Annotated in this window: 20 protein-coding genes and 1 pseudogene; 8 read left to right on the top strand and 13 right to left on the bottom strand. The window is 55.3% G+C overall.

The annotated features are described in order from the left end of the window. The first annotated feature begins 9 nt into the window (after positions 1-9). Both fsa and gldA read left to right on the top strand, forming a co-directional pair. Entirely contained in the window at positions 10-672 is a 663-nt protein-coding gene (gene fsa / locus NNN71_RS07080; protein WP_271458186.1) for a fructose-6-phosphate aldolase, read from the top strand. Between the two features lie 11 nt (positions 673-683). Further along, positions 684-1,787 (top strand): bifunctional L-1,2-propanediol dehydrogenase/glycerol dehydrogenase, encoded by a 1,104-nt coding sequence (gene gldA, locus NNN71_RS07075; protein WP_163448629.1) that lies wholly within the window; start codon positions 684-686, stop codon positions 1,785-1,787. Positions 1,788-1,851: 64 nt separating this feature from the next. On the opposite strand, the gene katG is transcribed toward gldA, so the two are convergent. The 4 genes from katG to NNN71_RS07055 all read right to left on the bottom strand — a co-directional run bounded on the left by katG (position 1,852) and on the right by NNN71_RS07055 (position 7,909). Then, the gene (gene katG / locus NNN71_RS07070) at positions 1,852-4,026 is read right to left on the bottom strand and encodes a catalase/peroxidase HPI (RefSeq protein WP_271458185.1); all 2,175 of its coding nucleotides are present in this window, start codon (positions 4,024-4,026) and stop codon (positions 1,852-1,854) included. A 226-nt stretch (positions 4,027-4,252) separates the two neighbouring features. Continuing rightward, positions 4,253-5,158: a DMT family transporter gene (locus NNN71_RS07065; protein WP_271458184.1), complete on the bottom strand. Its 906-nt coding sequence runs from the start codon at positions 5,156-5,158 to the stop codon at positions 4,253-4,255. A gap of 112 nt (positions 5,159-5,270) precedes the next feature. After that, the gene (gene metF / locus NNN71_RS07060) at positions 5,271-6,158 is read right to left on the bottom strand and encodes a methylenetetrahydrofolate reductase (protein WP_163448632.1); all 888 of its coding nucleotides are present in this window, start codon (positions 6,156-6,158) and stop codon (positions 5,271-5,273) included. A gap of 194 nt (positions 6,159-6,352) precedes the next feature. Beyond that, complete coding sequence (locus NNN71_RS07055; protein WP_271458183.1) at positions 6,353-7,909, bottom strand: bifunctional metallophosphatase/5'-nucleotidase; 1,557 nt, start codon at positions 7,907-7,909, stop codon at positions 6,353-6,355. Between the two features lie 133 nt (positions 7,910-8,042). On the opposite strand from NNN71_RS07055, the gene NNN71_RS07050 reads away from it, so the two are divergent. The 3 genes from NNN71_RS07050 (at position 8,043) to malI (ending at position 11,978) form a co-directional block, all read left to right on the top strand. Next, positions 8,043-9,191, top strand: coding sequence for a cytoplasmic protein (locus tag NNN71_RS07050; RefSeq protein ID WP_271458182.1), 1,149 nt, complete (start codon positions 8,043-8,045; stop codon positions 9,189-9,191). Between the two features lie 182 nt (positions 9,192-9,373). Then, positions 9,374-10,873, top strand: coding sequence for a PTS transporter subunit EIIC (locus tag NNN71_RS07045; protein WP_271458181.1), 1,500 nt, complete (start codon positions 9,374-9,376; stop codon positions 10,871-10,873). 88 nt (positions 10,874-10,961) lie between these two features. Next, positions 10,962-11,978: a Mal regulon transcriptional regulator MalI gene (malI, locus tag NNN71_RS07040; RefSeq protein WP_065357279.1), complete on the top strand. Its 1,017-nt coding sequence runs from the start codon at positions 10,962-10,964 to the stop codon at positions 11,976-11,978. Here malI and NNN71_RS07035 read toward each other — a convergent pair. Next, the gene (locus tag NNN71_RS07035; protein WP_271458180.1) at positions 11,951-12,859 is read right to left on the bottom strand and encodes a LysR family transcriptional regulator; all 909 of its coding nucleotides are present in this window, start codon (positions 12,857-12,859) and stop codon (positions 11,951-11,953) included. The two genes, malI and NNN71_RS07035, sit on opposite strands and share 28 nt — an antisense overlap. Before the next feature lie 88 nt (positions 12,860-12,947). On the opposite strand from NNN71_RS07035, the gene NNN71_RS07030 reads away from it, so the two are divergent. Then, the gene (locus tag NNN71_RS07030; protein ID WP_271458192.1) at positions 12,948-13,328 is read left to right on the top strand and encodes a carboxymuconolactone decarboxylase family protein; all 381 of its coding nucleotides are present in this window, start codon (positions 12,948-12,950) and stop codon (positions 13,326-13,328) included. Here the strand turns inward: NNN71_RS07030 and NNN71_RS07025 are convergent, their stop codons facing one another. Both NNN71_RS07025 and metB read right to left on the bottom strand, forming a co-directional pair. Then, the gene (locus NNN71_RS07025; protein WP_163448635.1) at positions 13,329-15,761 is read right to left on the bottom strand and encodes a bifunctional aspartate kinase/homoserine dehydrogenase II; all 2,433 of its coding nucleotides are present in this window, start codon (positions 15,759-15,761) and stop codon (positions 13,329-13,331) included. A gap of 2 nt (positions 15,762-15,763) precedes the next feature. Continuing rightward, complete coding sequence (gene metB / locus NNN71_RS07020; protein WP_163448636.1) at positions 15,764-16,924, bottom strand: cystathionine gamma-synthase; 1,161 nt, start codon at positions 16,922-16,924, stop codon at positions 15,764-15,766. 259 nt (positions 16,925-17,183) lie between these two features. Between metB and metJ the strand changes: the two genes are divergently transcribed. Then, the gene (gene metJ / locus NNN71_RS07015) at positions 17,184-17,501 is read left to right on the top strand and encodes a met regulon transcriptional regulator MetJ (protein ID WP_012907792.1); all 318 of its coding nucleotides are present in this window, start codon (positions 17,184-17,186) and stop codon (positions 17,499-17,501) included. A gap of 58 nt (positions 17,502-17,559) precedes the next feature. Here the strand turns inward: metJ and NNN71_RS07010 are convergent, their stop codons facing one another. The 4 genes and pseudogenes from NNN71_RS07010 to NNN71_RS25250 all read right to left on the bottom strand — a co-directional run. Then, positions 17,560-18,504, bottom strand: a complete 945-nt coding sequence (locus tag NNN71_RS07010) for an aminoimidazole riboside kinase (protein ID WP_249023386.1) — start codon at positions 18,502-18,504, stop codon at positions 17,560-17,562. A gap of 17 nt (positions 18,505-18,521) precedes the next feature. Continuing rightward, positions 18,522-19,958 carry a glycoside hydrolase family 32 protein gene (locus tag NNN71_RS07005; protein ID WP_271458179.1) on the bottom strand — a complete coding sequence of 479 codons (1,437 nt, stop codon included), beginning with the start codon at positions 19,956-19,958 and terminating at the stop codon, positions 18,522-18,524. Between the two features lie 15 nt (positions 19,959-19,973). Beyond that, on the bottom strand, positions 19,974-21,215 hold the full coding sequence (locus NNN71_RS07000; RefSeq protein ID WP_249022521.1) for an MFS transporter: 1,242 nt from the start codon (positions 21,213-21,215) through the stop codon (positions 19,974-19,976). Between the two features lie 57 nt (positions 21,216-21,272). Then, positions 21,273-21,350: pseudogene (locus NNN71_RS25250) on the bottom strand (hypothetical protein); the annotation flags it as partial. Between the two features lie 97 nt (positions 21,351-21,447). Between NNN71_RS25250 and NNN71_RS06995 the strand changes: the two are divergent. After that, positions 21,448-22,443, top strand: coding sequence for a LacI family DNA-binding transcriptional regulator (locus NNN71_RS06995; RefSeq protein ID WP_271458178.1), 996 nt, complete (start codon positions 21,448-21,450; stop codon positions 22,441-22,443). Positions 22,444-22,741: 298 nt separating this feature from the next. Here the strand turns inward: NNN71_RS06995 and NNN71_RS06990 are convergent, their stop codons facing one another. Together NNN71_RS06990 and NNN71_RS06985 are read right to left on the bottom strand one after the other, a co-directional pair. Beyond that, positions 22,742-24,166 (bottom strand): MFS transporter, encoded by a 1,425-nt coding sequence (locus NNN71_RS06990; RefSeq protein WP_167577198.1) that lies wholly within the window; start codon positions 24,164-24,166, stop codon positions 22,742-22,744. A gap of 89 nt (positions 24,167-24,255) precedes the next feature. Continuing rightward, positions 24,256-24,933, bottom strand: a complete 678-nt coding sequence (locus NNN71_RS06985) for an oligogalacturonate-specific porin KdgM family protein (RefSeq protein ID WP_064540370.1) — start codon at positions 24,931-24,933, stop codon at positions 24,256-24,258. Positions 24,934-25,147 lie beyond the last annotated feature (214 nt).

The following is a 25,147-nucleotide window of genomic DNA, read 5'->3' as shown; positions in this document are numbered from 1 at the left end:
GGACATAGCATGGAACTGTATCTGGATACCGCCAATGTGCAGGAAGTTGAGCGTCTGGCGCGTATTTTCCCGATTGTTGGCGTGACCACCAACCCGAGTATTGTCGCCGCCAGCCGTGAATCTATCTGGGATGTGCTGCCGCGCCTGAAAAAAGCGATGGGCGAAAACGGCACGCTGTTTGCCCAAACCATGAGCCGCACGGCGGATGGTATGGTTACCGACGCTCGTCGCCTGAACGAGGCCGTTCCCGGCATCGTGGTGAAAGTACCGGTCACCGCCGAAGGGCTGGCTGCAATTAAGCTATTGAAAAAAGAAGGTATACCGACGCTAGGTACCGCGGTTTACAGCGCAGCGCAGGGGCTGCTCGCCGCACTGGCCGGCGCTGAATATGTCGCGCCATATGTTAACCGCGTGGATGCTCAAGGTGGCGACGGCATCCGTATGGTGCAGGAATTACAAACGCTGCTGGAACTGCACGCGCCACAGAGCAAAGTGCTGGCCGCCAGCTTCAAAACCCCACGTCAGGCGCTGGACTGTTTATTAGCGGGATGTGAGGCCATCACCCTTCCTTTAGATGTAGCGCAACAAATGCTCGGCACGCCCGCTGTAGAGTCAGCTATAGAGAAGTTCGAGCAAGACTGGAAAAACGCATTTGGTAATCTGAACCTGTAAGGGAGAAATGTATGGATCGCATTATTCAATCACCAGGTAAGTATATTCAGGGCGCTGACGTCATCACTCGCCTGGGTGATTACTTAAAACCGATGGCGAATAGCTGGCTGGTCGTCGGCGATAAGTTTGTACTGGGATTTGCCGAAGAGACGCTGCGCAAGAGCCTGACCGGCGCAGGTCTGTCCGTTGAAATCGCGCCGTTTGGCGGCGAGTGCTCACAGAATGAAGTCAATCGACTGCAGGACGTCGCCACCAGCGCAAAATGCAGCGCTATTTTAGGTATTGGCGGCGGGAAAACGTTGGATACCGCGAAAGCGCTGGCCCACTTTATGAATTTGCCGGTGGCTATCGTGCCCACCATCGCCTCCACCGACGCGCCGTGCAGCGCGCTCTCCGTGTTGTACACCGATGACGGTGAATTCGACCGCTACCTGATGCTGCCGCATAACCCAAACATGGTTATCGTCGACACCAAAATCGTCGCCGGCGCCCCGGCACGTCTGCTGGCCGCCGGGATTGGCGATGCGCTGGCCACCTGGTTTGAAGCCCGCGCCTGCTCACGCAGCGGCGCCACCACCATGGCAGGCGGCAAGTGTACTCAGGCGGCGCTGGCGCTGGCCGAACTGTGCTACAACACGCTGATTGAAGAAGGTGAAAAAGCGATGCTGGCCGCCGAGCAGCACGTGGTCACTCCGGCGCTGGAGCGCGTGATTGAAGCCAACACCTACCTCAGCGGCGTCGGTTTTGAAAGCGGCGGCCTGGCCGCGGCGCACGCTATCCACAACGGTATGACGGCCATTCCTGACGCTCACCATTTCTACCACGGCGAAAAAGTCGCCTTCGGTACGCTGACTCAACTGGTGCTTGAAAACGCGTCGGTGGAAGAAATTGAGACCGTTGCCGCGCTGTGCCACAGCGTTGGTCTGCCGATCACCCTGGCGCAGCTGGATATTAAAGAAGATATCCCGGCGAAAATGCGCCTGGTGGCGGAAGCGGCCTGCGCGGAAGGGGAAACCATTCACAACATGCCTGGCGGCGCGGATCCTGACCGCGTGTACGCGGCGCTGCTGGTTGCCGACCAGTATGGGCAGCGTTTTCTGCACGAGTGGGAGTAACCCCTCACCCCACCAACAAAAATCCCCGCTTTCGCGGGGATTTTTTTATACCGTCAAACCGACCTTACAGCAGGTCGAAACGGTCCAGGTTCATCACTTTCACCCAAGCCGCGACGAAGTCCTTCACAAACTTCTCTTTCGCATCGCTGGAAGCGTAAACTTCCGCCAGCGCGCGCAGTACGGCGTTGGAACCGAACACCAGATCGGCGCGCGTCGCAGTGTATTTCACCTCACCGCTCACACGATCACGGCCTTCAAACAGCTCAGCCGTTTCGTCCGTAGCCTTCCATTCGGTGCGCATATCCAGCAGATTGACGAAGAAGTCGGTGGTCAGCGCACCGACGTTGTCGGTCAACACGCCGTGGTTGCTGCCGTCGAAGTTCGCACCCAGTACGCGCATCCCGCCGACCAGTACGGTCAGTTCCGGTGCGGTCAGCGTCAGCAACTGTGCTTTGTCGATCAGCAAAGACTCAGTGGTCGCTTCACCCGGCGCCGCACGATAGTTACGGAAACCATCGGCAATCGGTTTGAGCAGTTCGAACATCTCGATATCGGTCTGATCCTGACGCGCATCAACGCGGCCCGGAGTGAACGGCACGGAGATGCTAACGCCAGCCGCTTTCGCCGCCTGCTCAACGCCCACCACGCCAGCCAGCACGATAATATCGGCCAGCGACGCTTTATGCGCCGATTTATAGATGCCTTCCAGCACTGGCAACACGCGTGCCGCCGTAGCGTTAACGTCCCAGCTACGCTGCGGAGCCAGCGCCAGACGCGCGCCGTTCGCGCCGCCACGCTTATCACCGCCGCGGAACGTTGAGGCTGACGCCCACGCTACCGACACCAGTTCGCTCACCGTCAGACCGGAAGCGGCAATATCCGCTTTCAGACTGGCGATATCTTCTGCTGATGGATTGAAGAACGCGTGCGGCAGCGGATCCTGCCAAATCAGATCTTCACGCGGTACTTCCGGCCCGATGTAACGCGCTTTTGGCCCCATATCACGGTGGGTCAGTTTGAACCACGCGCGGGCAAAGGCTTCGTTGAAGGCTTGCGGATCGTTAAGGAAGCGACGGGAAATTTTCTCGAAGTCCGGGTCGAAGCGCAGCGTCAGGTCGGTCACCAGCATTGTTGGCTTACGTTTTTTCGACGGGTCGAACGGATCCGGAATGATTTCCGGCGCGTCTACGGCTTCAAACTGGATAGCGCCAGCCGGGCTGCGAGTCTGTACCCATTCGTATTTGAACAGGTTCTCGAAGAAGTAGTTGCTCCACTGGGTCGGGGTCTGAGTCCATACCACTTCCAGACCAGAGGTGATTGCATCTTTACCGACGCCCGTGCCGAAATCGCTCTTCCAGCCGAGGCCCTGGTTTTCAATCGGCGCCGCTTCAGGATCAGGACCAACATGCGTGGCCGGGCCTGCGCCGTGGGTTTTACCCAGCGTGTGACCACCGGCGATCAGGGCGACGGTTTCTTCGTCATCCATCCCCATGTTGCCGAAGGTTGCGCGAATGGCCGATGCCGCCGACAGCGGTTCGCCGCTGGCGTTTGGTCCTTCCGGGTTGACGTAAATCAGGCCCATTTCAGTGGCCGCCAGCGGGCGTTTTGCCAGCTCTTCCGGGTCACGGTGCGCCAGCCAGGTTTTTTCATCACCCCAGTTCACGTCCAGATCCGGTTCCCAGACGTCTTCACGCCCGGCACCAAAACCAAAGGTACGGAAGCCGGAGTTTTCCAGCGCCACGTTACCCGCCAGAATATACAGGTCGGCCCAGGAAATTTTTTGGCCGTATTTCTGTTTGATTGGCCACAGCAGACGACGCGCCTTATCCAGGCTCACGTTATCCGGCCACGAGTTCAGCGGGGCAAAACGCTGTTGACCGCGACCTGCGCCACCACGACCATCGGCTGAACGGTAGGTACCCGCCCCGTGCCACGCCATGCGGATAAACAGCCCCACATAGCTACCCCAGTCGGCAGGCCACCAGGATTGCGACTCGGTTAACAGCGCGCGGATGTCCCCCTTCAGTGCGGAGTAATCTAATTTGCTGAATTCTTTACGATAATCGAAATCCTCACCCAGCGGGTTGGATCGATTGGAATGCTGATTAAGTAGATCAACGCGCAGCTGTTTCGGCCACCAGTCTTTGCTACTGGTGCCGGCACCGGCGCTCTGGTCGTGGCCACCACCGTGGTGGAAAGGACATTTACCTGCGTTCTGGATATCGTCTGGCGTGCTCATCACTATGCTCCCTTACAGTATTTATCGTTAAGATATACACCCCTGCTGATAAGTTATAGCTGAAATGACCCACGGATTTGATAGTTAATTCCTCTTATTTTTTCCTTGTCAGCGCGGAATTTTTGCGTAGGCCATACTTATCCTTGCATAGAATGGGACACGATGGCTGTGACCTGGGGAGGATTGGCAAGAAATTCCTTATAAAATATAAGGAATTCATTATCTCTCATCGGCTACGTTGGACCTGAGGAACGCGCTTTTTGAGACTGATAACCGCCAGGGCAAACACGATCAGTACAATGCCGACAGTTTCCAATCCGTCCGGCTTTTCCCCCAGCAGCCACCAGGAAAACAGCACGCCAAACACCGGCACCGCCAGCGTACTCAGGCTGGCAATACCGGCAGGCAGGTTTCGCAACACATACAGCCACAGGCTCCAGGCCAGCGCCGTCGCCAGGATAGCGCTGTAGGCCAGCGCCCCAAAAACAGCGGGATGCCAGTCGACCGGTTGCTGCGGCACCATTAACGCCACGGCGCTCATGATGACGGCGGCATACAGCATTTGCCAGCTGGTCAGTGCCAACAGATCGAGCCCTGGATGACGCCGGTACATACGTTTCGCGACGATGGCGCTCGCCCCCCAACTGATGCCGGAGAGAATCGCTAACAGCGCGCTTTTGAACGAAGAGAGGTCGAGCTGCCATGGCTGCATCACCAGACACAGTCCCACCGCCGCCACGCCAATCGCCGCATATTGCAGCCGTCGCATGCGTTCGCCCAGGAATAGCGCCGCCATAATCACCACCCAGAATGGCATGGTGTAGGTCAGAATCGCCACTTTCCCGGCCCCGCCGCTCATCAGCGCCCACTGCGCGAGGCCAATCATGCCGCAGGTTTGCAGCAGCGCAATCGCCAGCGTGTAGCCAAACGGCGTTGGCCGCATGCCGCGCTCACGCAGGAGTAAAACAATAAACAGCAGTAGTGCGCCGGAGATGCAGCGTAGCGCGGTGAAGTCGAAGGCGCCGATGTAGAGCGTCACCTGTTTCATCGCAATCCAGCTGTAGCTCCAGATGAGCGTCAGCGTCAGCAGGCCAACAAGCGCCAGCGGATTGCTTTTCCCTTCGGTGGTCATGGTAAGTCCGTAACGGTGATGTGATGGCCGTTACTATACTGCGCAAAAGCCCTGCATAGACAGGGCTTTTGTCGGGAATTTCCCGGTAGCGCTGCGCTTACCGGGCCGGCAATTACGCCGGGCGCACGCCCAGCGTGTGGCAGATGGCGTAGCTCATTTCCGCACGGTTCAGCGTGTAGAAGTGGAAATCCTTCACCCCTTCACGGCTGAGGATTTTCACCATGTCCATCGCGATGCTGGCGCCAACCAGTTTGCGGGTTTCCGCATCATCGTCCAGCCCTTCAAACATGGTCGACATCCACGCCGGAATGCGGACGTTGGTCATATCGGCAAATTTTTTCGCCTGTTTGAAGTTCGACACCGGTAGGATCCCCGGAATGATTTCAACATCAATCCCCGCAGAGACACAGCGGTCGCGGAAGCGCAGATAGCTTTCAACATCAAAGAAGAACTGGGTGATCGCGCGGTTTGCACCGGCATCCACTTTACGCTTCAGGTTGAGCAGGTCGGCCTGGGCACTTTTCGCTTCCGGGTGTACTTCCGGATAGGCGGCGACGGAAATATCGAAATCCGCCACGTCTTTCAGCAAGGTGACCAGGTCGGCTGCATACATTTCCGGCTTGCCGCTGCCCGGCGGCAGGTCGCCGCGCAGGGCCACAATGTGGCGAATACCGTTGTTCCAGTAGTCCTGAGCAATCGCGCGCAGCTCGTCGCGGGTGGCGTCAATGCAGGTCAGATGCGGCACGGCTTCCAGACCCGTGCGATCTTTAATACCTTTAATGATGCTGTGCGTACGGTCACGTTCGCCGGAGTTGGCGCCGTAGGTGACCGAAACAAATTTTGGCTTCAGGCTGCTCAGACGGTCGATAGAGTTCCACAGGGTTTGCTCCATTTCACTGGTGCGCGGCGGGAAAAACTCGAAAGAAACGTTAATCTGCCCCTGCACTTCGGCCAGACTCTGATTCAGCGCTTCCCGCTGGTTGGCGTGAAAAAAGCTCATACCTTACCTCTATCAATCGCGTGTCATTATTGTTGTGTTGTAAACATCTATCCGTTTAGACGTCTGGATGTAAAAATGCCGCAAAAGGCGACGGGCGTCAATAGAAAGATCGGCGTAAAAAGTGAGTAATCTTCAGCGAAGATGAAAAATATTCATCTGGCACTGCGGCGGGCAACCCGCCGCAGTGGGTCCGCTTAGTGCTTCACATCCTTCACTCGCATCCCGTTTAACAGCTCATCGGAAAGCTGACCGCCGGATTTAAAGTAATCCACCACCGCATTGGAGACATAGTATCCCCCTGACGTATTACGCGCCTTGCCTTCAGTAAAGGCGGCAAAACCATCACCGCCATCGGCCAGGAAGCTATTGGTCGCGATGTGATAAACCGTCGCATCATCAATCGGCTGGCCGTTCAGGGTGAACGCCGTCACGCGCTGGCCGACGGGCTTACTGCTGTCATACTGCATCTCCAGCCCTTTGGAAACTTGCAATACACCATTACTCAAGCCTGCGCCATGCTCCATCAAACTACGAAGCTGTTTACCGGTCAAATCCATCGTCACCAGTTCGTTAGGGAACGGGAAGGTACTGATAATGCCGCCCATCGTGACCTCTCCCGCCGGAATTTCATTACGAATGCCGCCAGAGTTGGTCAGGGCTAACTGGGTCTCTTTTCCCGCCGCCGCCAGCAGTGCGTCCGCCGCCAGGTTGCCCAGAGAGGAAGACTCGCCATAAGCGCGGGTCAGTTCCACCGGCGCGCGGGTTACCGTTTGCTGCACCACTTTATCGAGCTTTTTATTCCAGCCATCAATCACCTGCTGCGTTTGTGGATCAGGCTTCCACTCATCGGCAAAAATGGTTTTCAGCTCAAAATTCTTCACCGTAAAGTCATGCGGCTTCTCTTTGTAATCCAGCACCAGTTTCCCCACGTCAATACCGCCGCTATCGGTGGACAAAATCAGCGTCTTACCCACTTTAATCGGCTCCGGCGTGCCGACGTGGGCGTGGCCAGTGATTAGGATATCCAGCCCTTTCACCTGGCTGGCGGTCTGAATGTCTTTATCCAACGCGCGACGAACGTCGGTGCTTCCCTGGCTGGACTGGCGCGCCGGAGTTCCTTCATGAATCAGCGCCACCGTCAGATCGACCTTACCTTTTAGCTCATCAATATAGCGTTGCAGCCACTTCACCTCATCACGCGCTTCAATCCCAACGCGCGTCGAGGCAGAAACGGTGTCATCAAAAGCAAACACGCCGTGCAGGCCAATCACGCCAATCTTCACCCCATCTTTTTCAATAATGGTGTACGGCTTATCCCAGAACATTTTGCTGCTGTTCTGATAGAAAATATTGCCCTGCACAATCGGGAATTTTGCCTGACTCAGCTGCAGCAGCGTGTTGTCCCAACCGTGGTCAAATTCATGGTTACCCATCGTGACGGCATCAAACGACATCGTGTTCATGATGTCGATAATCGCCTTACCCTTGGTCAAACTGCTGATGTACGGCCCGGTAAAATAGTCGCCAGCATCAAAAAACCACGTGGCCTTATTTTTGGCTTTTTCCTGCTTCACCAGCGTGGTGATATTCGCCCAGCCGCCAATATCGCGCTTTCCATCGGCAATCCATGGCACCTTATAAGGTTCCACATGGGCATGCAGATCGTTGGTATAGATAATGGTGACGTCTTTGGCGCACGCCCAGAATGGCAGAGTCAGCAGTATGCCGGCGGCAATCGTTTTTAACTTCATAATCAATCCCTTTCAGTCATATGAGGAATCGCTACGTTACGTTCTGAAAGGTTTTTTTATGTGAGAACAATCACAGCGGTGGGTGACAGTCGTAGAACAAAATCAACGACCTGTCGAAATCGTTGGTAGCACGATGGATTCTCTCTTCACGATTAATACCTGCAAAACGTATGGTTGCCCTAATTTAGGGTTAGCCACATCGCCAGATTATCAGTGGCCGGATTATCGATTGGGCTATCCCGCCCTGCACTGCCGGGCATGCGGAAGCTACCCGCCACTTTTTAATGATGAGGAATTTCAACGCTGGGCAGCCGCCTGTTTCACCGGCTATGCGCGTGAATACGGCCATTTTTGCCCTGCTTGCTACCAGGCGGAGGTGATCCGTTACGGGCATAATCCGGGAGGAAGCCAACGATTGCAGTGTCAACGCTGCAAAAAAGTGTGGACGCCAAAGCAACAGCCGCTGACAAATGCCTTATCACCAGACGCGATTTGCAGCGTGCCGTTTATTATGGACTTTCAGGGCGAACTTGCCGCGCAGAAGCTCTACCTGCTTTTTAGTTTCGATGCTGTTCGCGGCAATATCCTCCATGTATCGGGCAATTACACGCCATATCCGGCAGGAAATACGTTGCGCTACCGCTGGAAAGGCATTCGCCCCACACCGACCCATCATCACGATATTATTCAAAGCGTTGCGCTGAAAGAACGGCAGTTCCTTCAGCGCAGTCAATTTGACGAAATCCAGTACGGGGCAGCGGCGCTGAAGCGCAATGCGAACGGGATGATTCTACGCCCTGTCATAGCCGCCCATGGCCATTTTCGCGTACTCAAGAACCGCTTCCCCGAGGTGGGTACCCATATTGTGGCCCACGAATGCTTTCTTCGCGGGGCGATCATCACCGCATGGGCGGAGTTATTTCGTCAGCGCCGGGCTTCACTCTGGTTTATTGAAGAGAAGACCGTCGATGAAGACAATACGGATGCCTGGCGACTGTTGGGCAAAACGAATCAAGGATGGTGGAAAAATCTGTGGCAGTTATGGGCGCAGGGCCGTAATCAAAAAATGGTCTGCCCATTAACCGACCACCGCCAAGACAATGGTAGCAAGATAACTCTCACAGCCAGCCGACGTTTCTTCCGTTGGCTCGCCGTGCAGGATGAGTTTCAGCAAAGCTCCCGCTACTCTGCCGCGCATATTATGCGTCTCGTGACCACCCTGGCATGCCAGTACAATGCCCAAAACGATGAATATATGCCCACACGAATCCCCACCCTCTAATACATTAAAGTGAGAACTACTTCTCAGTTCTCTCACTCTTCTGCGGCCCTGACAAAAATTCTATTGCAGACGTTAATGGCTTGTTTCACGATAAGTAGAACGTTCTACTATAACGTTATACCTAACATAAACAGGGTTATTAAAAGCACGCACGAAGAGGCGTCTATCCGGGGGAAATCAGTATGAGTCTGATATCGAGTGTCGTTAAATCGCTTTCTAAACTGTCGATGATAGGCCGCGCGCTGATGCTGCCCATCTCGCTGCTGCCTGCGGCCGGTCTGTTGCTGGCGTTCGGGGATAAATTCCACCTGCCGTTGATGATGAACGCAGGCGGCATTATTTTCGACAACCTGCCGATGCTGTTTGCTATCGGCTCCGCCGTCGGTCTGGCGTCCGAATCCGGCATCGCGGCGCTGTCTGCCGCGGTCTCCGTCTTTGTGACCAACATTACCATCAGTACCGTGCTCGGTATCACGCCGGAAATGGCGGGACAAGGTGGGAAATATGCGATGGTGGTCGGCATTCCGACTCTGCAAATGGGCGTCTTTGGCGGCCTGATTTGCGGTATCCTCGCCGCGTGGTGCTATAACCGCTTCCACAAAATGCAGCTACCGGAGTTCCTTGGATTCTTCTCCGGCAAACGCTTTGTCGCCATTGCAACCGCCCTGCTGTCGTTTATTCTCGGGCTGCTTCTGCCGTACATCTGGCAGCACATTCAGGCAGGCATTGACGCGCTGTCGGTGGTGATCAACGGCGATAACCAGGCGGTATCGACCTTTATCTTCGGGCTGGTTGAGCGCGCGCTGATTCCGCTGGGCCTGCACCACATCTGGTATCCGTCATTCTGGTACTCCTTCGGCGATTACACCACCCACGCAGGCCAGGTGATTCACGGTGACCAAACCATCTGGTTCAAAATGCTGGAAGAAGGGGTGAAATCCTTCAGCAGCGATACTTATCAGAACGCCGGTAAGTTTATGCAGGGCGAGTTCCCGCTGATGCTGTTCGCGCTGCCTGCGGCGTGCCTGGCGATGTACCACGAAGCGCACACGAAAAATAAAAAAATCGCCGCCGGGATTCTGTTCTCCGCCGCGCTGACCTGTTTCCTCACCGGGATCACCGAACCGGTCGAGTTCACCTTTATCTTCGTGGCGCCCATTCTCTACATCTTCAACGCCATTATGGCAGGCCTCTCCTACATGGTGATGTACCTGCTGCACGCGCACATCGCCAAATCGTTCTCCGCCGGGCTTATCGACTACATTTCGTTTGGCATCCTGCCGTCGTTTAACGGCTATCAGACGAACTTCCTGAATGCGATTATCGTCGGCGTGCCGATGGGGCTGATTTACTACTTCACCTTCCGTTTCGTGATTCGCCGTTTTGACATCAAAACGCCGGGCCGTACCGAAACCACGGTGAGCGCTAACGATAAAACCGATGAAGATCTGGCAACGGAAATTATCAGCCTGCTGGGCGGCGAGCAGAATATCGCCTCCGTGGGCTCGTGCATTACCCGCCTACGCCTGGAAGTGTCGGATAAAGGATCGGTGGATAAGGATGGTCTGAACAATATCGGTGCGCGCGGCGTCGTTTTCGTCGGTGATAACGGTATTCAGGTGATTTTTGGCGCCAGAGCGCAATTTATCGCGCAAACCATGTCGACGATGATTGGCAAATAATCATAAGATTGTCGCCGGTTGGAGGTCCCATCTCTGATGGGCACCTCCTTGTTTTCTGCGGATATTCACGATGGTCCAGGGAGCACTTTTGAAGAAGGTCAGCATAATTGATGTCGCGAAGCGCGCGGGCGTCTCGGTTTCTACCGTGTCGCTGGTGCTACGCCAGAAAGGAAAAATCTCCGATGCGACCATCGAAAAAGTGCAGGCTGCTATCCACGAGCTGGGCTACGTCCACAACGTGGCGGCCGCCAACCTCCGGGCCAATACCTCCAATCTGATTGGCCTGATTCTGCGCGACTTTAGCGACAGCTTCTCCATCAAAGTGATGGCCAGCATCGTCCAGGAGCTGGAAGCGCAGGGTTACATGGTGTTCCTCGGCCAGCCGCTTAATGAGCATGAACATCTTGAGCGCTGCCTCCTGTCGTTTAAACAGCAGGGCGTCGCTGGCGTTATCTATCTGGCATCGGATGTGCGTCGCGATACGCTGCCCGCACAAATTCGCCAATGCCCATTACCGCTGGTCGTCGTCTCACAGTCTCCCATCAAAGAAAAGTGCAACCTGGTGATGCGTGATAACCAACAGGCGGCCAGCCTGGCAACTCGCTATCTGCTGGAGCGCGGCCACCGCTACATCGCCTACCTCGGCGGCCAGGAACACGATCTGATTCGCCAGCAGCGGCTGGTCGGTTTTCGCAGCACCCTCACCCGCCTCGGTATTGCGACTCGCGACGAATTCAGTCCCGCCTGCGGCGATGATACGTACGCCGCCAGCGTCGCGACGCGTCAGCTGCTGGAAAACAATAACGCCATTACCGCCCTGTTGTGTCATTCACCGGATGCAATGATCGGCTGTATCGATGGAATTCATAAGGTGGGGCGCACCGTGGGGAAAGATGTCTTTTTAACCCAGCAGGTGGCGCTAATCGGCTTTGAAGACATGTTGCACATCAACCTGACCTCGCCGTCATTTACCTACGTCTCCTCGGCCAGCGAAGAAACCGGGCGTCAGGCCGCGACGCTGATGATCCGTAAATTGCGCGAGCCAACATTACAAAATCAGGCGATTACGTTGTCGGGTCAACTGGTGCCGCGCGAGTCTGCCTGAACCACGTTCACCAGCCAATCCAGCCTCGCCGCATTTTCCGGCGACATCACGAGCCCGCACTGGACGTACAGGGCGGCTTCATCAATGGGCCGGAAAACCACGCCCTGGCGCTGAATCGCAGCAAACGATTCGGGAAACAAACTCAGCCCTTCTCCGCGGGCAATACGCGCCAGCAGCACGTCATGTTCCAGCGGCTCTTCAATACAGGCGGGCAGGTAACCCGCCCGGCGGAAAATATCGCGAGTAAAGTCAAAGAAGGCGGGGTTACGCTCGCGCTTGAACCAGAATAACGGTCGACCGTTCAGTTCGCTGAGCATCAGTTGCTGCTGCTTCGACTCAGGCCATTGTGCGGGCAACGCCGCAATCAACGGCTCCTGTCGGCTAAGAGGCATCAGGCTTAACCCTGGGGTTTCCAGCGGCAGCGCCACCAGCGCAGCATCCAGTTTTCCGCGGCGCACCTGACGCACCAGCTCTGGTGAACCGTGCCGCACAACGTGCAGTGTCTCCACCTGGGCCGCCAGCACGGTTTCCAGCGTGGCAAAAACGCCCTGCTCAAATGCGGTGGTCAATCCAATGCGTAGCGATGACGCGCCAGCCTGAGCGAGCCGGCTCAGGGCATCATAGGTTTCATCCTGCTGCGCCAACAGTGGGCGAATAATCGCCAGCACCTGCCGCCCTTCAGCCGTTAACGTCAGCCCTTTGGTATGCCGGACAAAAAGCGTTACCCCCAGCCGTTCTTCAAGCTGGCGAATGTGACGGCTCAGCGGCGGCTGCGACATATACAGCCTTTCCGCCGCACGACGCATATTGTTCTCTTCCGCCACCACGGCAAAGTAGCGCAGCAGCCGGATATCCAGCGCGTGCAAAGGGGATGTAGTCATACCGAAAAGGTATCACGGAATCGGTATTATCCAAATGATTCTGCGCGCTCTATCCTCTCGCCATACGCTAACAAACGAGGTGATGATGATGGATTCAGAACGCTATATAACCGGTCAGAAAATGCTGCAACAGGTTGATGGGAAAGGGGGAGAGGCCGTCGTGAATAGCCTGAAGGATATCGCACCGGACTTCGCCCGCTATCTGCTTGAGTTCCCGTTTGGCGATATTTATGCGCGTCCGGGACTGGACCTGCGTAGCCGGGAAATTGCCACCGTCGCCGCGCTGACCGCCATGGGTAACGCCGCGCCGCAGCTCAAAGTGCACATTGCCGCTGCGCTGCACGTTGGCTTAACGCAGGAAGAGGTCATAGAAGTGATTATGCAGATGGCGGTTTATGCGGGATTTCCAGCGGCGCTCAACGGCCTGTTCGCCGCAAAAGAGGTTTTTGCGGCGAACGGCAAACGCTAGTTACAGCAACTGCGCCAGACGATTAATATCCGACTGAATGGCCCCGGCGGTCACGTCGCGGCCGGCGCCCGGCCCACGAATCACCAGCGGGTTATCGCGATACCAGCGGCTTTCAATGGCAAAGACGTTATCACACGGTAGCAGCGAGGCCAGCGGATGTTCCTGACGCACCGCTTCCACGCCAACGCGCGCTTTGCCGTTGGCGTCGAAACGCGCCACATAACGCAGCACCAGCCCCATTTCCTGAGCGGCTTCCAGACGCTGCAACATCTGCTCATTCAGCTCATCGCCGTTCTCAAAGAAATGGTCGATTGAGCCTTCTTCACAGTGCGCCGGCACCAACGATTCCACACGAACCTGGTCCGGCTCAATGTCATAGCCCGCCTCACGCGCCAGAATCACCAGCTTACGCATCACATCCTTACCGGAGAGGTCGACACGCGGGTCCGGCTCGGTCAGCCCCTGCTGCCAGGCCTGATCGACAAGGTCGGTAAACGGCACAGTGCCATCAAACTGCAGGAACAGCCAGGAGAGCGTGCCGGAGAAGATACCGCTGATCGCCAGAATGCTGTCGCCGCTTTCAATCAGGTCGCGCACGGTATGGTTAACCGGCAGACCCGCGCCTACGGTGGCGTTATACAGCCAGTGACGGCCGGTTTTTTCAAACGCGTCGTGAATCTGGCGATATTTATCGCTGCTGCTGGCCCCGGCCAGTTTGTTGGCGCTGATCACGTGGAAACCGTGGCTGGCAAAATCGAGATACTGATCGGCCAGCTGTTCGCTGGCGGTGACATCCAGTACCACCAGGTCGTCGTAAGGGTGAGCGCGCATCCACAGGAACAGCGACTCTTCGTCCTGCTCAACGGCTTCATCGTCAAAGAAAGCCAGCGCGCGGCTGGCGTCCAGCCCTTCATAGCTCAGCAGGCTGCGGCGGCTATCCACCACGCCTGCCAGCACAAATTCAAAACCGGTTCGGGCCGATAGCGTCGTCTGCTCACGGGCAAACAGTTCCAGCCAGCGGGAACCGATATTCCCTTTGCCGAACAGCACCAGGCCAATGCGTTTTTCGGCACGGAAAATCGACTGGTGCAGACCCTGAATCAGGCTTTCCGTCGGGCCAGCACGCAGTACGGCGACCAGGCTGATGCCCTCTTCCGACTGCCAGGTAAATTCGACCGGCTGCCCCTTAAGCTGTTGCCAGAAACGGTGGCAGTGCAGCGGGTTGCGGGTGACGCCCGCACCAACCATCGCCACCAGCGCCAGCCCCTGTCGCAGGCGTAGTTCGCCCGGCAGACCCGCTTCATCGAGAATTTTCAGCGCGCTATCAACCACTTCCGAGGTATAGCAGAACTGCAGCAGACGATGATCCGCGTGTACGCCAACCGCCAGCGGACGAATCTGCGCGCGTTTGAGTATCTGGTCGATCTCCTTATGCGCCAGCTTAAAGTCCTGGCTAGCCGGAACGCGGAATTCGATTAAACAGACATCATCATGGCTGGTGACAATCCGCGCGCCGGTACCGGAAGCCAGCACGCGTTCGATGCGCGTGGACCCTTGATCCGGCGTGTAGCTACAGCGCAATTGCAGATCGATATCGCTGCCGGAAACCGGCTGTAAGGTACGCGCGTGCAGCACCGGAGCGGCCAGACGCGCCAGTTCACTGGCTTCATCCAGACGCAGCAGCGGCAGCAGACAAGCATCTTTCACTTTACGCGGATCGGCGCTGTACACGCCCGCCACGTCGCTCCAGATGGTAACGCGGGAAACACCCGCCAGCGCGCCAATCTGGGTGGCGGAATAGTCGGAACCGTTACGCCCCAACAGTACGGTTTCACCCGCGTTATTACGGCTGATAAAACCGGTCACCACCAGGCGTTTACCCGGATGCTGCGCCATCAGCTGTTGTAACAGAGGGTATGACAATCCTTCATCCACCTGCGGCTGCGCGCTACGTTCGGCACGCAGGAACGCGCGGGCATCGAGCCAGGCAGCGTCCAGACCTTGCAGCTTGAGGACTTCCGCCATCAGGCGCGCCGACCACAGTTCACCGTGGCCGACCACTTCCGCGTACACCGCGTCGTTGACGCCGTTATCCAGCAGCCCGGCTAACCGCTCCAGGTCATGAATAAAGTCGGCAATCATGCCATCGGCAATCTCGGCGGGCAGCAGGCCGCTAATCAGATCGGACTGATAGCGGCGCAGCGTCTGCTGAACCTGATGCGCAGAGAGGCGATCGGTCTGACTGAGCTTCAGCCAGTTGATCAGCTGGTTGGTGGTGCTACCGGCGGCGGAAACCACCATCATATCGCCTGGCTGAGAGTACTCCGCCATAATGCCGGCAACACGCAGGTAACACTTCACATCCGCCAGACTACTCCCACCAAATTTATGCAGCTGACGCTCTTTCGCCCCTGCCTGCGCAATCACACTCATATTTACCCCTGTGCTGCGATCCGGAATCCATTTTCCAGATCGGCAATTAAGTCTTCGCTATCTTCAATACCGGTTGAGATGCGTAATAGCGTCTCAGAAATCCCCGCAGCGGCGCGCGCTTCCGGCGCCATGCCCGCATGGGTCATGGTAGCCGCATGCGAGATCAGGCTCTCTACCCCGCCCAGCGACTCCGCCAGGGTGAACAACGACAGCCCGCTCAGGAAGCGGCGCAGCGTTTGCTCGTCGCCGTTGAGCTCGAAGCTGAGCATCGCGCCAAACCCTTTCTGCTGGCGGGCGGCAATTTCGTGGCCCTGGTTTTCCGGCAGAGAAGGATGATACAGCTTTTTCACCAGCGGTTGGGTTTTCAGGAAGTCGACAATCGCATACGCGTTACGCTGCGCCACTTCCATACGTGGAGAGAGCGTACGCAGGCCGCGCAGCAACAGGTAGCTGTCGAACGCGCTGCCGGTGACGCCGATATTATTCGCCCACCATGCCAGTTCTGTGACGGTATCCGGATCTTTAGCAATCACCACGCCCGCCACCACGTCGGAATGGCCGTTAAGGTATTTGGTGCAGGAGTGCAGCACCAGATCGGCGCCAAGCGCCAGCGGGTTTTGCAGCGCCGGGCTTAAGAAGGTGTTATCCACCACGCTCACCGCGCCGGCCTCACGTGCCAGCTGGCAGATTTTCGCAATATCGACCACGCGCAGCAGCGGGTTGCTCGGGCTTTCGACCAGCACCAGCTTCGGTTTTTCCGCCAGCGCCGCTTTTAAGGCTTCATCATTGCCCTGATCGACAAACAGCACGCGATAGCAGCCGCGTTTTGCCAGGCTATCAAACAGACGGTAGCTGCCGCCGTAGCAGTCGTGCGGCGCCACCAGCAGATCGCCAGGTTTCAGGAAGACGGTGGTCACCAGGTGAATCGCCGACATGCCCGTATTGGTCATCACGGCGCCCGCGCCGCCTTCCAGCTCAGCCAGCGCGCGTTGCACGACGTCACGCGTCGGGTTACCACGACGCGAGTAGTCATGCGCGCGCGGTTCGTTAAAGCCGGTAAAGTTATAGGTACTGGAAAGATGAATCGGCGGGACAACACAACCATACTGCTCGTCGTCATTTAATCCGCTACGCACTGCGATGGTGGCCTGTTTACGGGTCATGAGGATTCGTTCCTGGCAAGGTCTGTGAAAAGTCAGACCCCAGAGTAAACATTGTTGTCATAGCCGTCAATACATCTAGACATCTAAACCTCTTTGCGTATAGATTGAGCTATTGGCAAATAGCCGTTAAAATTATATGCATTAGCGCACATCTGCGAAGGCGAAGCGCGTGTCAGCGCAAGGCCACTACGGTACACTACGCGCGATCATGGCCCTGAACCGGCCTGTTAACTAATGACTAGAGGATTAAAGGTATCTCATGGCTGAATGGAGCGGCGAATATATCAGCCCATACGCTGAGCACGGTAAGAAGAGTGAGCAAGTAAAAAAAATTACGGTTTCCATTCCTCTGAAGGTGTTGAAGATCCTCACCGATGAACGCACGCGTCGTCAGGTGAACAACCTGCGTCACGCCACCAACAGCGAACTGCTGTGTGAAGCGTTCCTGCATGCTTTTACCGGTCAACCGTTACCTAACGATGAAGACCTGCGGAAAGAGCGCAGCGATGAAATTCCGGAAGCGGCGAAAGAAATTATGCGTGAGCTGGGAATTGACCCGGAGACGTGGGAATATTGATTCGCTGAAGAAGCCGGGAAACGTTAATGTTTCCCGGCTTTTTTATTGTCAGCGAGCGTTACTTCACCTCGTACTCCGGCCATGGTCGCGCGGCAATAAACTGCGCCACCGCATCGCGGTCGGGAATCGCCGAAAGCGCCCCTTTCTGCGTGGTCGCCAGTGCGCCACAGGCGCTGGCTTGCGCCATCGCGCGATGTAACTGCGTGATATCGTCAGGCATCCCTTGCTGTGCAAGGCTGGCGAGCAAGCCCGCCATAAACGCATCGCCCGCCCCCGTCGTATCCACACTCTCAACTACATAACCGCTGAAGTGCACAACGTTCCCCTGGTACAAAACCATCGCCCCCTGCGCGCCGTAAGTCACCACTTTGAGCGTCGCCGGATAGGCCTCCAGCCCAGTAATGGCTTCGGCAAAGCTCTGGGACTGGGTTAACCAATACCACTCCTCTTCCGAGAGCTTCAGGATATCGGCCTGACGGGCAAAGTGGCGCACGGTTTCCAGCATGCTTTCGGGGTCGGGCCACATTTGCTCACGCAGATTGACGTCAAAACTCAGCAGGCCATGCTGCTGTTTAATACCCACAATCGCCTGCGCCAGCGTATCGCGGCAGGCCGGCGCCACCAGCGCCAGCGAGCAAAAGTGCAGGATATCCGCGCCAAACTCAGGGAGCGCCTGCGCCGACAAGAACTGATCGGCGGAGGGATTCACCAGGAAGGTGAAATCCCGCTCGCCGCCTTTACCGAGCGACACCACCACCGTGCTGGTGCGGTGCTGGTCATCCAGCTCCATTGCCTGCGTGTTGACGCCATACTCCCGCAGCGTCTGCTGCAAAAGATGGCCGAAAGGATCGTCACCCACCCGCCCAATAAAACCGCTGCGGCAACCTAATCGCGCGGCCCCCGCCGCGACGTTTACCGGCGCGCCGCCGGGGCAGGCCTCATAGCGCCTGTCGCCAATGGGAAGCAGATCGGCCACTGCATCGCCTAGCGCCCAGATATTCATCATGCTTCTTCCTCCGGTTATTTATCCAGGGGCCAATAGCCGCCGCTGTGCAGCGTGGCTCGCCCGTTGCTGGCGAACAGCGCCAGTTCACGTTGCCCTTCCAGCGGATAAATGCGGCTACTTAAGCAGGCCTCACCGTCATTCACGAAAACTTCCACGGAGGAACGATCGATAAATATCCGCAGCGACAGACGATCGCCCGCCGGTAACGCGATGCTGCGCGTCCCTTCCAGCGCGAATTGCGGATAGCGGCGCTCCAGCGTCAGCCGCTGCGCCTGAGTATCAACAGCGATCCGCAAGCCATCGCCTAACGCGAGGCCGTAGCTTTCCGCCGTCGCGTTTTTCATCGACCACACCAGTTCCAGCTCAATCGCCTCAGCGTCATCCACGATGTGTGAACGTTGATTGTGCAACTGCTGCGCCAGCAGCGGGTAATAACTGCCGCGCAGCGTCGCCACCTCTTCGGCGGGAACCATCTGCAGGCGGTTATCTGCGCCGAGACGAATTTCACGCGGCAGAGAGAGCATCCCCGCCCAGCCATCCTGCTGTTCCGGCATCGGCGATTCCCACATATCCAACCAGCCGATCACGATGCGGCGGCCATCCGGCGTCAGGAAGCTTTGTGGGGCATAAAAATCGTGCCCGTGGTCCAGCTCAATGAATTCGCCATCGGTCGAAAACGGCTGCCCCGGCTGCCAGTCGCCAATCAGATAGCCGCTCTGGAACAGATTGCGGTTGCGATAACCTTCCGCCGCCAGCCCCTGCGGTGAAAACATCAGTATCCGCTTCCCGTTGAGCGTGAAGAAGTCCGGACACTCCCACATATAGCCCATGCCTTCCTGCGCTTCGGCCAACACGCCCTCTTCTTGCCACTGACGCAGATCGGCGGAGCTGTACAGGCGCACCTGCCCGGTATCGCCAACGCGCGAACCGACAATCAGGTACCAGGTATCGCCTTCACGCCAGACTTTCGGATCACGGAAGTGATGCAACCCGGCGGGAGTATCAATAATCTGTCCCTGACGTTCAAAATGAATCCCGTCGCGGCTGGTCGCCAGGCACTGCACCTGGTAGAGATTATCGTCACTGCCCGGATCGCCATGAAACTTATGCCCGGTGTAGATCAGCGCCAGCGTGTCGCCGTCGACCACCGCTGAGCCGGAGAAACAGCCGTCTTTATCCTCAGGGCCTTCCGGCGCCAGCGCCACCGGCAGATGCTCCCAGTGCACCAGGTCTTTACTCCGCGCATGCCCCCAGTGCATTGGCCCCCACTGGGTTGAGTAGGGATGATGCTGATAAAACGCGTGGTACCAGCCGTCGAACCACACCAGTCCGTTAGGGTCATTCATCCACCCGGCGCGCGCGGCAAGGTGATAGCGCGGATACCAGCGCGGATTCAGCGTGGCGCTGCGTTTCTCGAGTTCCTGTTCAGCATGGGCAATTGAAAATGTCATATTCTTCACTCTTGTTCAGACAGCAGAAGATTGTGTCAGCAGCGGATCGGAAGCCGGCTTGCTGGCGCGTAATAGGAAGATGGAAATAAAGGTGGTGCAGAACACCAGCGCTCCCATAAACAGGTAGGATTCGGCAAAGCCATATTTTTCATAGCTATAGCCCGCAAGCGGTGACAGTACGGTGGCGATAACCGAGCTGGTGCAAGCAAACCCGACCAGGTACAGCGTTGAGGAGAGGCGCTTATCAAAGTTGGCGCTGTTGTATTTGAAGATGGAGACCAGCAGTACCGGCAGCTCAACGCCGTGCAGCAACTTGGTGATGGAGATCAGCAACGGCCCCTCAACCAGCCCGGAAGACACCATGCGCAAGGCCATGATCATCCCTGCAAAAATCAGCCCGTTTTTCGCGCCAATGCGATTAACCAGCCACGGCGCGCAGAACATCCCTGCCGCTTCAAGGAAGACCTGGAACGAGTTCAGATAGCCATACATCGCATTCCCTTCCTGCAGCGTCGGGAACTGTGAGGAGAAGTAGACCGGGAATTGCTGATCGTAGACGCCATAAATGCAGGTTCCGACCACGAAAAAGACCAGGGCCCAGAAGCGCGGCAGCGTCAGCAGACGCAGGGCATCTTCCAGCTTAATGTTGCTCTTCTCGCCCTCTGTTGAAAGCGCCTGCGTATCACCCGGTACTGATAGACGAACCAGCAGGAAGAAAAAAACCAGCCCCGAGCAGCTTGCCACCGCAAAGTTAAGCTGCGGGTTGATGTTAAATAGCAATCCGGCAAAGAAGGTGGCGACGGCCCATCCCAGCGACCCCCACATCCGCGCTTTGCCAAACTCGAAATGCGTCTGGCGCGCCACGCGCTCAGTGTAAGACTCCAGCACACCGATCCCGCCGTTAAAGGTCAGCCCAATGTAGAGGCCGCCAAAAAGGCTGCCAATCAAGATGTTGATTTTCAGAAGGTAGCCAAAGAGCAAATATGCCGGGCCGGAGAGAATGAGCAGTACGGTGATATACCAGAGTAGGTGTTTGCGAAGGCCTAACTTGTCCTGAATAAAACCGTAGCAGATCTGCGCAAACAGCGCGGAAACCGACAGAACGGAGAAAATAATGCCCGTATCGCCAGGCTGTAGCCCCACCTCCTGGTGCAGCCAGATAGAGAGCAGCGAACCTGAAGAGGACCAGGTGACAAAAAAGAAAAACAGCAAGGCGCTAAGTAACAAGTAACTGCTGGAGTGATGTTCTTTCATCATAGCAATCTCATCGTGGGTTAACGCCATAATGGTAACGTTAACAAAAAGCGATTCTCATGTCATTTTGCTGCGATATCCGATGTTAATCACAAAAGTTAACGTTAACATTATAAAAATAAGATCATGATCAACTATTTCCTGCCATAACGGGGAAGTAGAGTACGCTAGAATAACGCGCTATCCTTTTACATCAGTAAGTTAGTGGTTCTGTTGCAATCGTGGAGTCTGAAATATGGCATCTTTAAAAGATGTAGCGAAGCTGGCGAACGTCTCCCTGATGACGGTTTCCCGCGCCCTGAACAGCCCGGAGCGGCTCAAGCCGGAAACGCTGGCTCGCGTACAATCCGCTATTGCCCAAACGAACTATGTCCCCGATCTCTCAGCTAAACGTATTCGTGGCGCGCACGATACGCCGAAAACTATCGGCGTACTGGCATTGGATACGGTCACCACGCCCTTCTCGGTCGAGATCACGCTGTCGATTGAAGAGACCGCGCGCGCGCACGGCTGGAACAGTTTCGTGGTGAATATGTTTTCTGACGATAGCCCGGAGGCGATTGTCGACCTGTTACTCTCACACCGTCCCGGCGGTATTATTTACACCACCATGGGCCTACGTCAGGTGCCCGTTCCCGCCAAGCTGCTCACTCTGCCGTGCGTGCTGGCAAACTGTGAAAGCCTGAACGATCCGGTCGCCAGCTTTATTCCGGACGATGAACAAGGGCAATATGAAGCGGTGAAGGGGCTGCTGGCGGCAGGGTATACCCGCCCGCTGTGCCTGCATCTGCCGGAAAATCATCTGGCTACCGTACGCCGCCGACAGGGGCTGGAGCGCGCCTGCCGCGAAGCGGGTATTAACCCTGATACGCTGACGCATTACTACATGGAGTACGGCGATGCGCACTACCGCGATATGCCGTCCAGAGTACTGGCGCATATCAAGCAGGGTAAACCCCAGTTTGATTCGGTAATTTGCGGTAACGATCGCATCGCGTTTATGGTTTACCAGACGCTGCTGGCGCAAGGGTTGAAGATCCCGCAGGACGTTGCGGTATTGGGTTACGACAATATGGTAGGCATTGGCGATCTGTTCCTGCCGTCGCTGTCGACGGTGCAGTTACCGCACTACGAGATTGGCCGACTCAGCGCGCTGCATATCATCAATGGCGACAAACATCGCAAGACGGTCCGCGTCGCCAGCCCGTGGTTATCCGGAGAATCGATATAAAAAAACCGCCGTCAGGCGGTTTTTTTGGAATTTTTTCAGCGAATTAGAAGCGAGTCACTTCAGGATGCAGCTCAGACATTGAGATCAGGTAGGAAACAAAAACGTTTTTGATTGCAGTCAGCATAGTCACACCTTTACCCATAGTTATTTTGTGGTCGTTTGATGGACAAATAATAAGCTTATCCGGCTGGCTGTGCAATATTTTTGTGACGCTCATCACAAAAAATCTTGTTTGACTGACTTCAGATAAACGAAAGGCGAGAGATTGCTCCCTCGCCTTTCGTTTCACATACGCAGATTACTTACTTATCCCATTGAATTTGTTCAATGTCTCTTCCATTTTCAGCGTTTCTTTACGGTTAAGTGGATAGAAATAAATCAAAATGACTGCCGCCAGGAACAAACATAAAGCTGGCAGAAGGTTCGCCATTGTGTAGATATTTTCCTGCACGATGCTGGTTTGCACGGCGCCGCCCGTCGATGAAGACTGATAGCCAATAATCGCCAGCATAAACCCGCCAATCGCCCCGGCGCATGCCTGGCCAATCTTACGGGCAAAGAAGTTCACACCATACACAGTGCCATCTTCGCGATCGCCGGTTACATACTGGTGATAGTCGCATACGTCGGTCATAAACGCCCAAATCATCAGGTTGAACAAGCCCGCGCCCAACGTCGCCAGGAACAGGAAAATCAGATAAATTTTCGCGTCCGTAATGTGGATGAAGTACATCAGCACATACATGACGACCGCAAAAAGCAGCGCACCGACACTGGCCTCTTTTTTACCGAACCGTCTGGTGAGCCACGATGCCGATGGCGCTAACAAAACCAGCGAACCAAAGGTAAACAGCAGCGCGATAGACATCGCCTCTTTATTGTGGAAATAGTCATTAAACAGGTAAGTCATGTTGGTGCCGGAAAGGCCCTGATTAATCACAATAAGCAGATCCACAACGACTAAAACAATCAGCGCCTTATTACGTGCCAAGCCCTTCAGCAGTACAGAAACGGGCATGCTCTCTTTTCTTTCCACCCGTACGCGTTCCGTCGTTAAGTGACAGGTCAGGCTTAAAAAAATAAAACCCAGCACTGCACAACCGATGGCAATCCAGAAAAAGTGTTGCCCGGAAATCACCTGGCTGCCGTCCACCAGCGTGGTGTACATCAGGATCGGAATGAAAAAACCGGTGGCCCCGCCGCCAATCGCCGAACCAACGCTGCGGTAAGTTGACAGCGATACCCGGTCTTCCGGATTAGAACTAATCGCCGCAGACATGGCGCCATAAGGAATACTGACGGTCGATAACAAAGAACCGTAAACAAAATAGGAGCAGCAGATATAGATAATTTTTGCCGTATAGGAAAAATCATGCACAAACGGCAGGAACAGAACCACGGCAATAATGCAGAACGGATACTTCATGCGACGTACCCAAGGGTTAAAACGCCCATGAGCGGTCAGTTTTGAGGTATCACATAAACGCCCAACGCCAACATCCACAAACGCATCAAAAAGTTTGGTCACAAAATAGAGTGACCCGACAATCACGCCGGAAACGCCGATGACGTTGGTGTAATAAATCATTAAGAAACTATTGACTAACCCGAGGATGAAACAGGTTCCCAGGTCGCCACATAAATAACCGATTTTATCTCTGAATCCGAAAGGTCTGACGGCAATATTTTGATTGCTTCCAACCCGGGTTCCATCATTAGACATGATGTCAATTCCTTAGACACATTATTCACACAAGCTATACGTATATTCTGATACTTACCGCAATAAACGAAACTGGAGAATATTAATGATTAGAAGTTATAACCTAAACCAATACGGTAGCGAGTCTGGCGATCGTCAGTCGTGGAGGTATTATATCCGGATGAGACATTGCCAACTTCAATAAATGGAATCCAGGAGTTAATGTTATAAGCGACGCGGAAGTTATATTCATAATCCTCTTTGCCGTTATTGTAGAGATCTTCGCTATCCGCCACTTTATAAATGCCGTTAAGCTCAAACATCCAGTTATCGATGTTATAGCCGAGCCAAGCTTCTGGACGGTAGACGGTGCGGTCATCGCGCCCATCGCCGTTACGACGGGCGTACTCAGTACGGTAGCGAAAAGCCGTCCACCAGTTATCATTGATGTTGTACTGTACGCGAATATAAGGCTTATAGATTGCCATATCGTCGCCCGTCTCAACGGCAATGCCCGGTTGCCAAATAAATCCTTGCCATTCAAACTGGTAGCTAGCCGTATACTCTGCGCTGTTAGATTCCATATTGTTCAGCGCATGATTGGACTCTTTGTCATCCGAACGTGACACCGCTTCTACCGCGACACCAAATCCGGTTGCAAAACGGTTCGACATATAGACACGGTCGTAATTCCGGCCATCATCATAGTACTCATGACGATAGTCCACGTACCCTGCATGCGCCGCACAGGATAACAAAGGGAGCAGTAAAAATGCGTATTTCTTCATTGCAATCACTCTTAAAATATCAGCAAGATGTCCAATTAACTCTGTTTTTAAACAAAGAAAAGGATGTTTAGTAGTATTTTTGTCACCCTGAAATTCTATTTTGCAATGTATAGAAACACCTTTTCATTACTGCCATCAAATATTAGTAAATGGCAAAAAACTAAAGGTAAATGAGATGCAGATCACCAATAAAAACCATTACCAGGATAAATAA

The sequence above is a fragment of the Kluyvera sp. Awk 3 genome, from assembly GCF_028069715.1.
In the GTDB taxonomy this organism is placed as follows: domain Bacteria; phylum Pseudomonadota; class Gammaproteobacteria; order Enterobacterales; family Enterobacteriaceae; genus Kluyvera; species Kluyvera georgiana_A.
The sequence above is the reverse complement of the archived record's forward strand: the minus strand, read 5'-3'. Positions and strand labels throughout refer to the sequence as shown.

Bases quoted from the DNA above. Each gene is read 5' to 3' on its own strand.
- fsa (WP_271458186.1), top strand. From the start codon at position 10: ATGGAACTGTATCTGGATACCGCCAATGTGCAGGAAGTTGAGCGTCTG.
- gldA (WP_163448629.1), top strand. From the start codon at position 684: ATGGATCGCATTATTCAATCACCAGGTAAGTATATTCAGGGCGCTGAC.
- katG (WP_271458185.1), bottom strand. From the start codon at position 4,026: ATGAGCACGCCAGACGATATCCAGAACGCAGGTAAATGTCCTTTCCAC.
- NNN71_RS07065 (WP_271458184.1), bottom strand. From the start codon at position 5,158: ATGACCACCGAAGGGAAAAGCAATCCGCTGGCGCTTGTTGGCCTGCTG.
- metF (WP_163448632.1), bottom strand. From the start codon at position 6,158: ATGAGCTTTTTTCACGCCAACCAGCGGGAAGCGCTGAATCAGAGTCTG.
- NNN71_RS07055 (WP_271458183.1), bottom strand. From the start codon at position 7,909: ATGAAGTTAAAAACGATTGCCGCCGGCATACTGCTGACTCTGCCATTC.
- NNN71_RS07050 (WP_271458182.1), top strand. From the start codon at position 8,043: ATGGATTCTCTCTTCACGATTAATACCTGCAAAACGTATGGTTGCCCT.
- NNN71_RS07045 (WP_271458181.1), top strand. From the start codon at position 9,374: ATGAGTCTGATATCGAGTGTCGTTAAATCGCTTTCTAAACTGTCGATG.
- NNN71_RS07035 (WP_271458180.1), bottom strand. From the start codon at position 12,859: ATGACTACATCCCCTTTGCACGCGCTGGATATCCGGCTGCTGCGCTAC.
- NNN71_RS07030 (WP_271458192.1), top strand. From the start codon at position 12,948: ATGGATTCAGAACGCTATATAACCGGTCAGAAAATGCTGCAACAGGTT.
- NNN71_RS07025 (WP_163448635.1), bottom strand. From the start codon at position 15,761: ATGAGTGTGATTGCGCAGGCAGGGGCGAAAGAGCGTCAGCTGCATAAA.
- metB (WP_163448636.1), bottom strand. From the start codon at position 16,924: ATGACCCGTAAACAGGCCACCATCGCAGTGCGTAGCGGATTAAATGAC.
- metJ (WP_012907792.1), top strand. From the start codon at position 17,184: ATGGCTGAATGGAGCGGCGAATATATCAGCCCATACGCTGAGCACGGT.
- NNN71_RS07010 (WP_249023386.1), bottom strand. From the start codon at position 18,504: ATGAATATCTGGGCGCTAGGCGATGCAGTGGCCGATCTGCTTCCCATT.
- NNN71_RS07005 (WP_271458179.1), bottom strand. From the start codon at position 19,958: ATGACATTTTCAATTGCCCATGCTGAACAGGAACTCGAGAAACGCAGC.
- NNN71_RS07000 (WP_249022521.1), bottom strand. From the start codon at position 21,215: ATGATGAAAGAACATCACTCCAGCAGTTACTTGTTACTTAGCGCCTTG.
- NNN71_RS06995 (WP_271458178.1), top strand. From the start codon at position 21,448: ATGGCATCTTTAAAAGATGTAGCGAAGCTGGCGAACGTCTCCCTGATG.
- NNN71_RS06990 (WP_167577198.1), bottom strand. From the start codon at position 24,166: ATGTCTAATGATGGAACCCGGGTTGGAAGCAATCAAAATATTGCCGTC.
- NNN71_RS06985 (WP_064540370.1), bottom strand. From the start codon at position 24,933: ATGAAGAAATACGCATTTTTACTGCTCCCTTTGTTATCCTGTGCGGCG.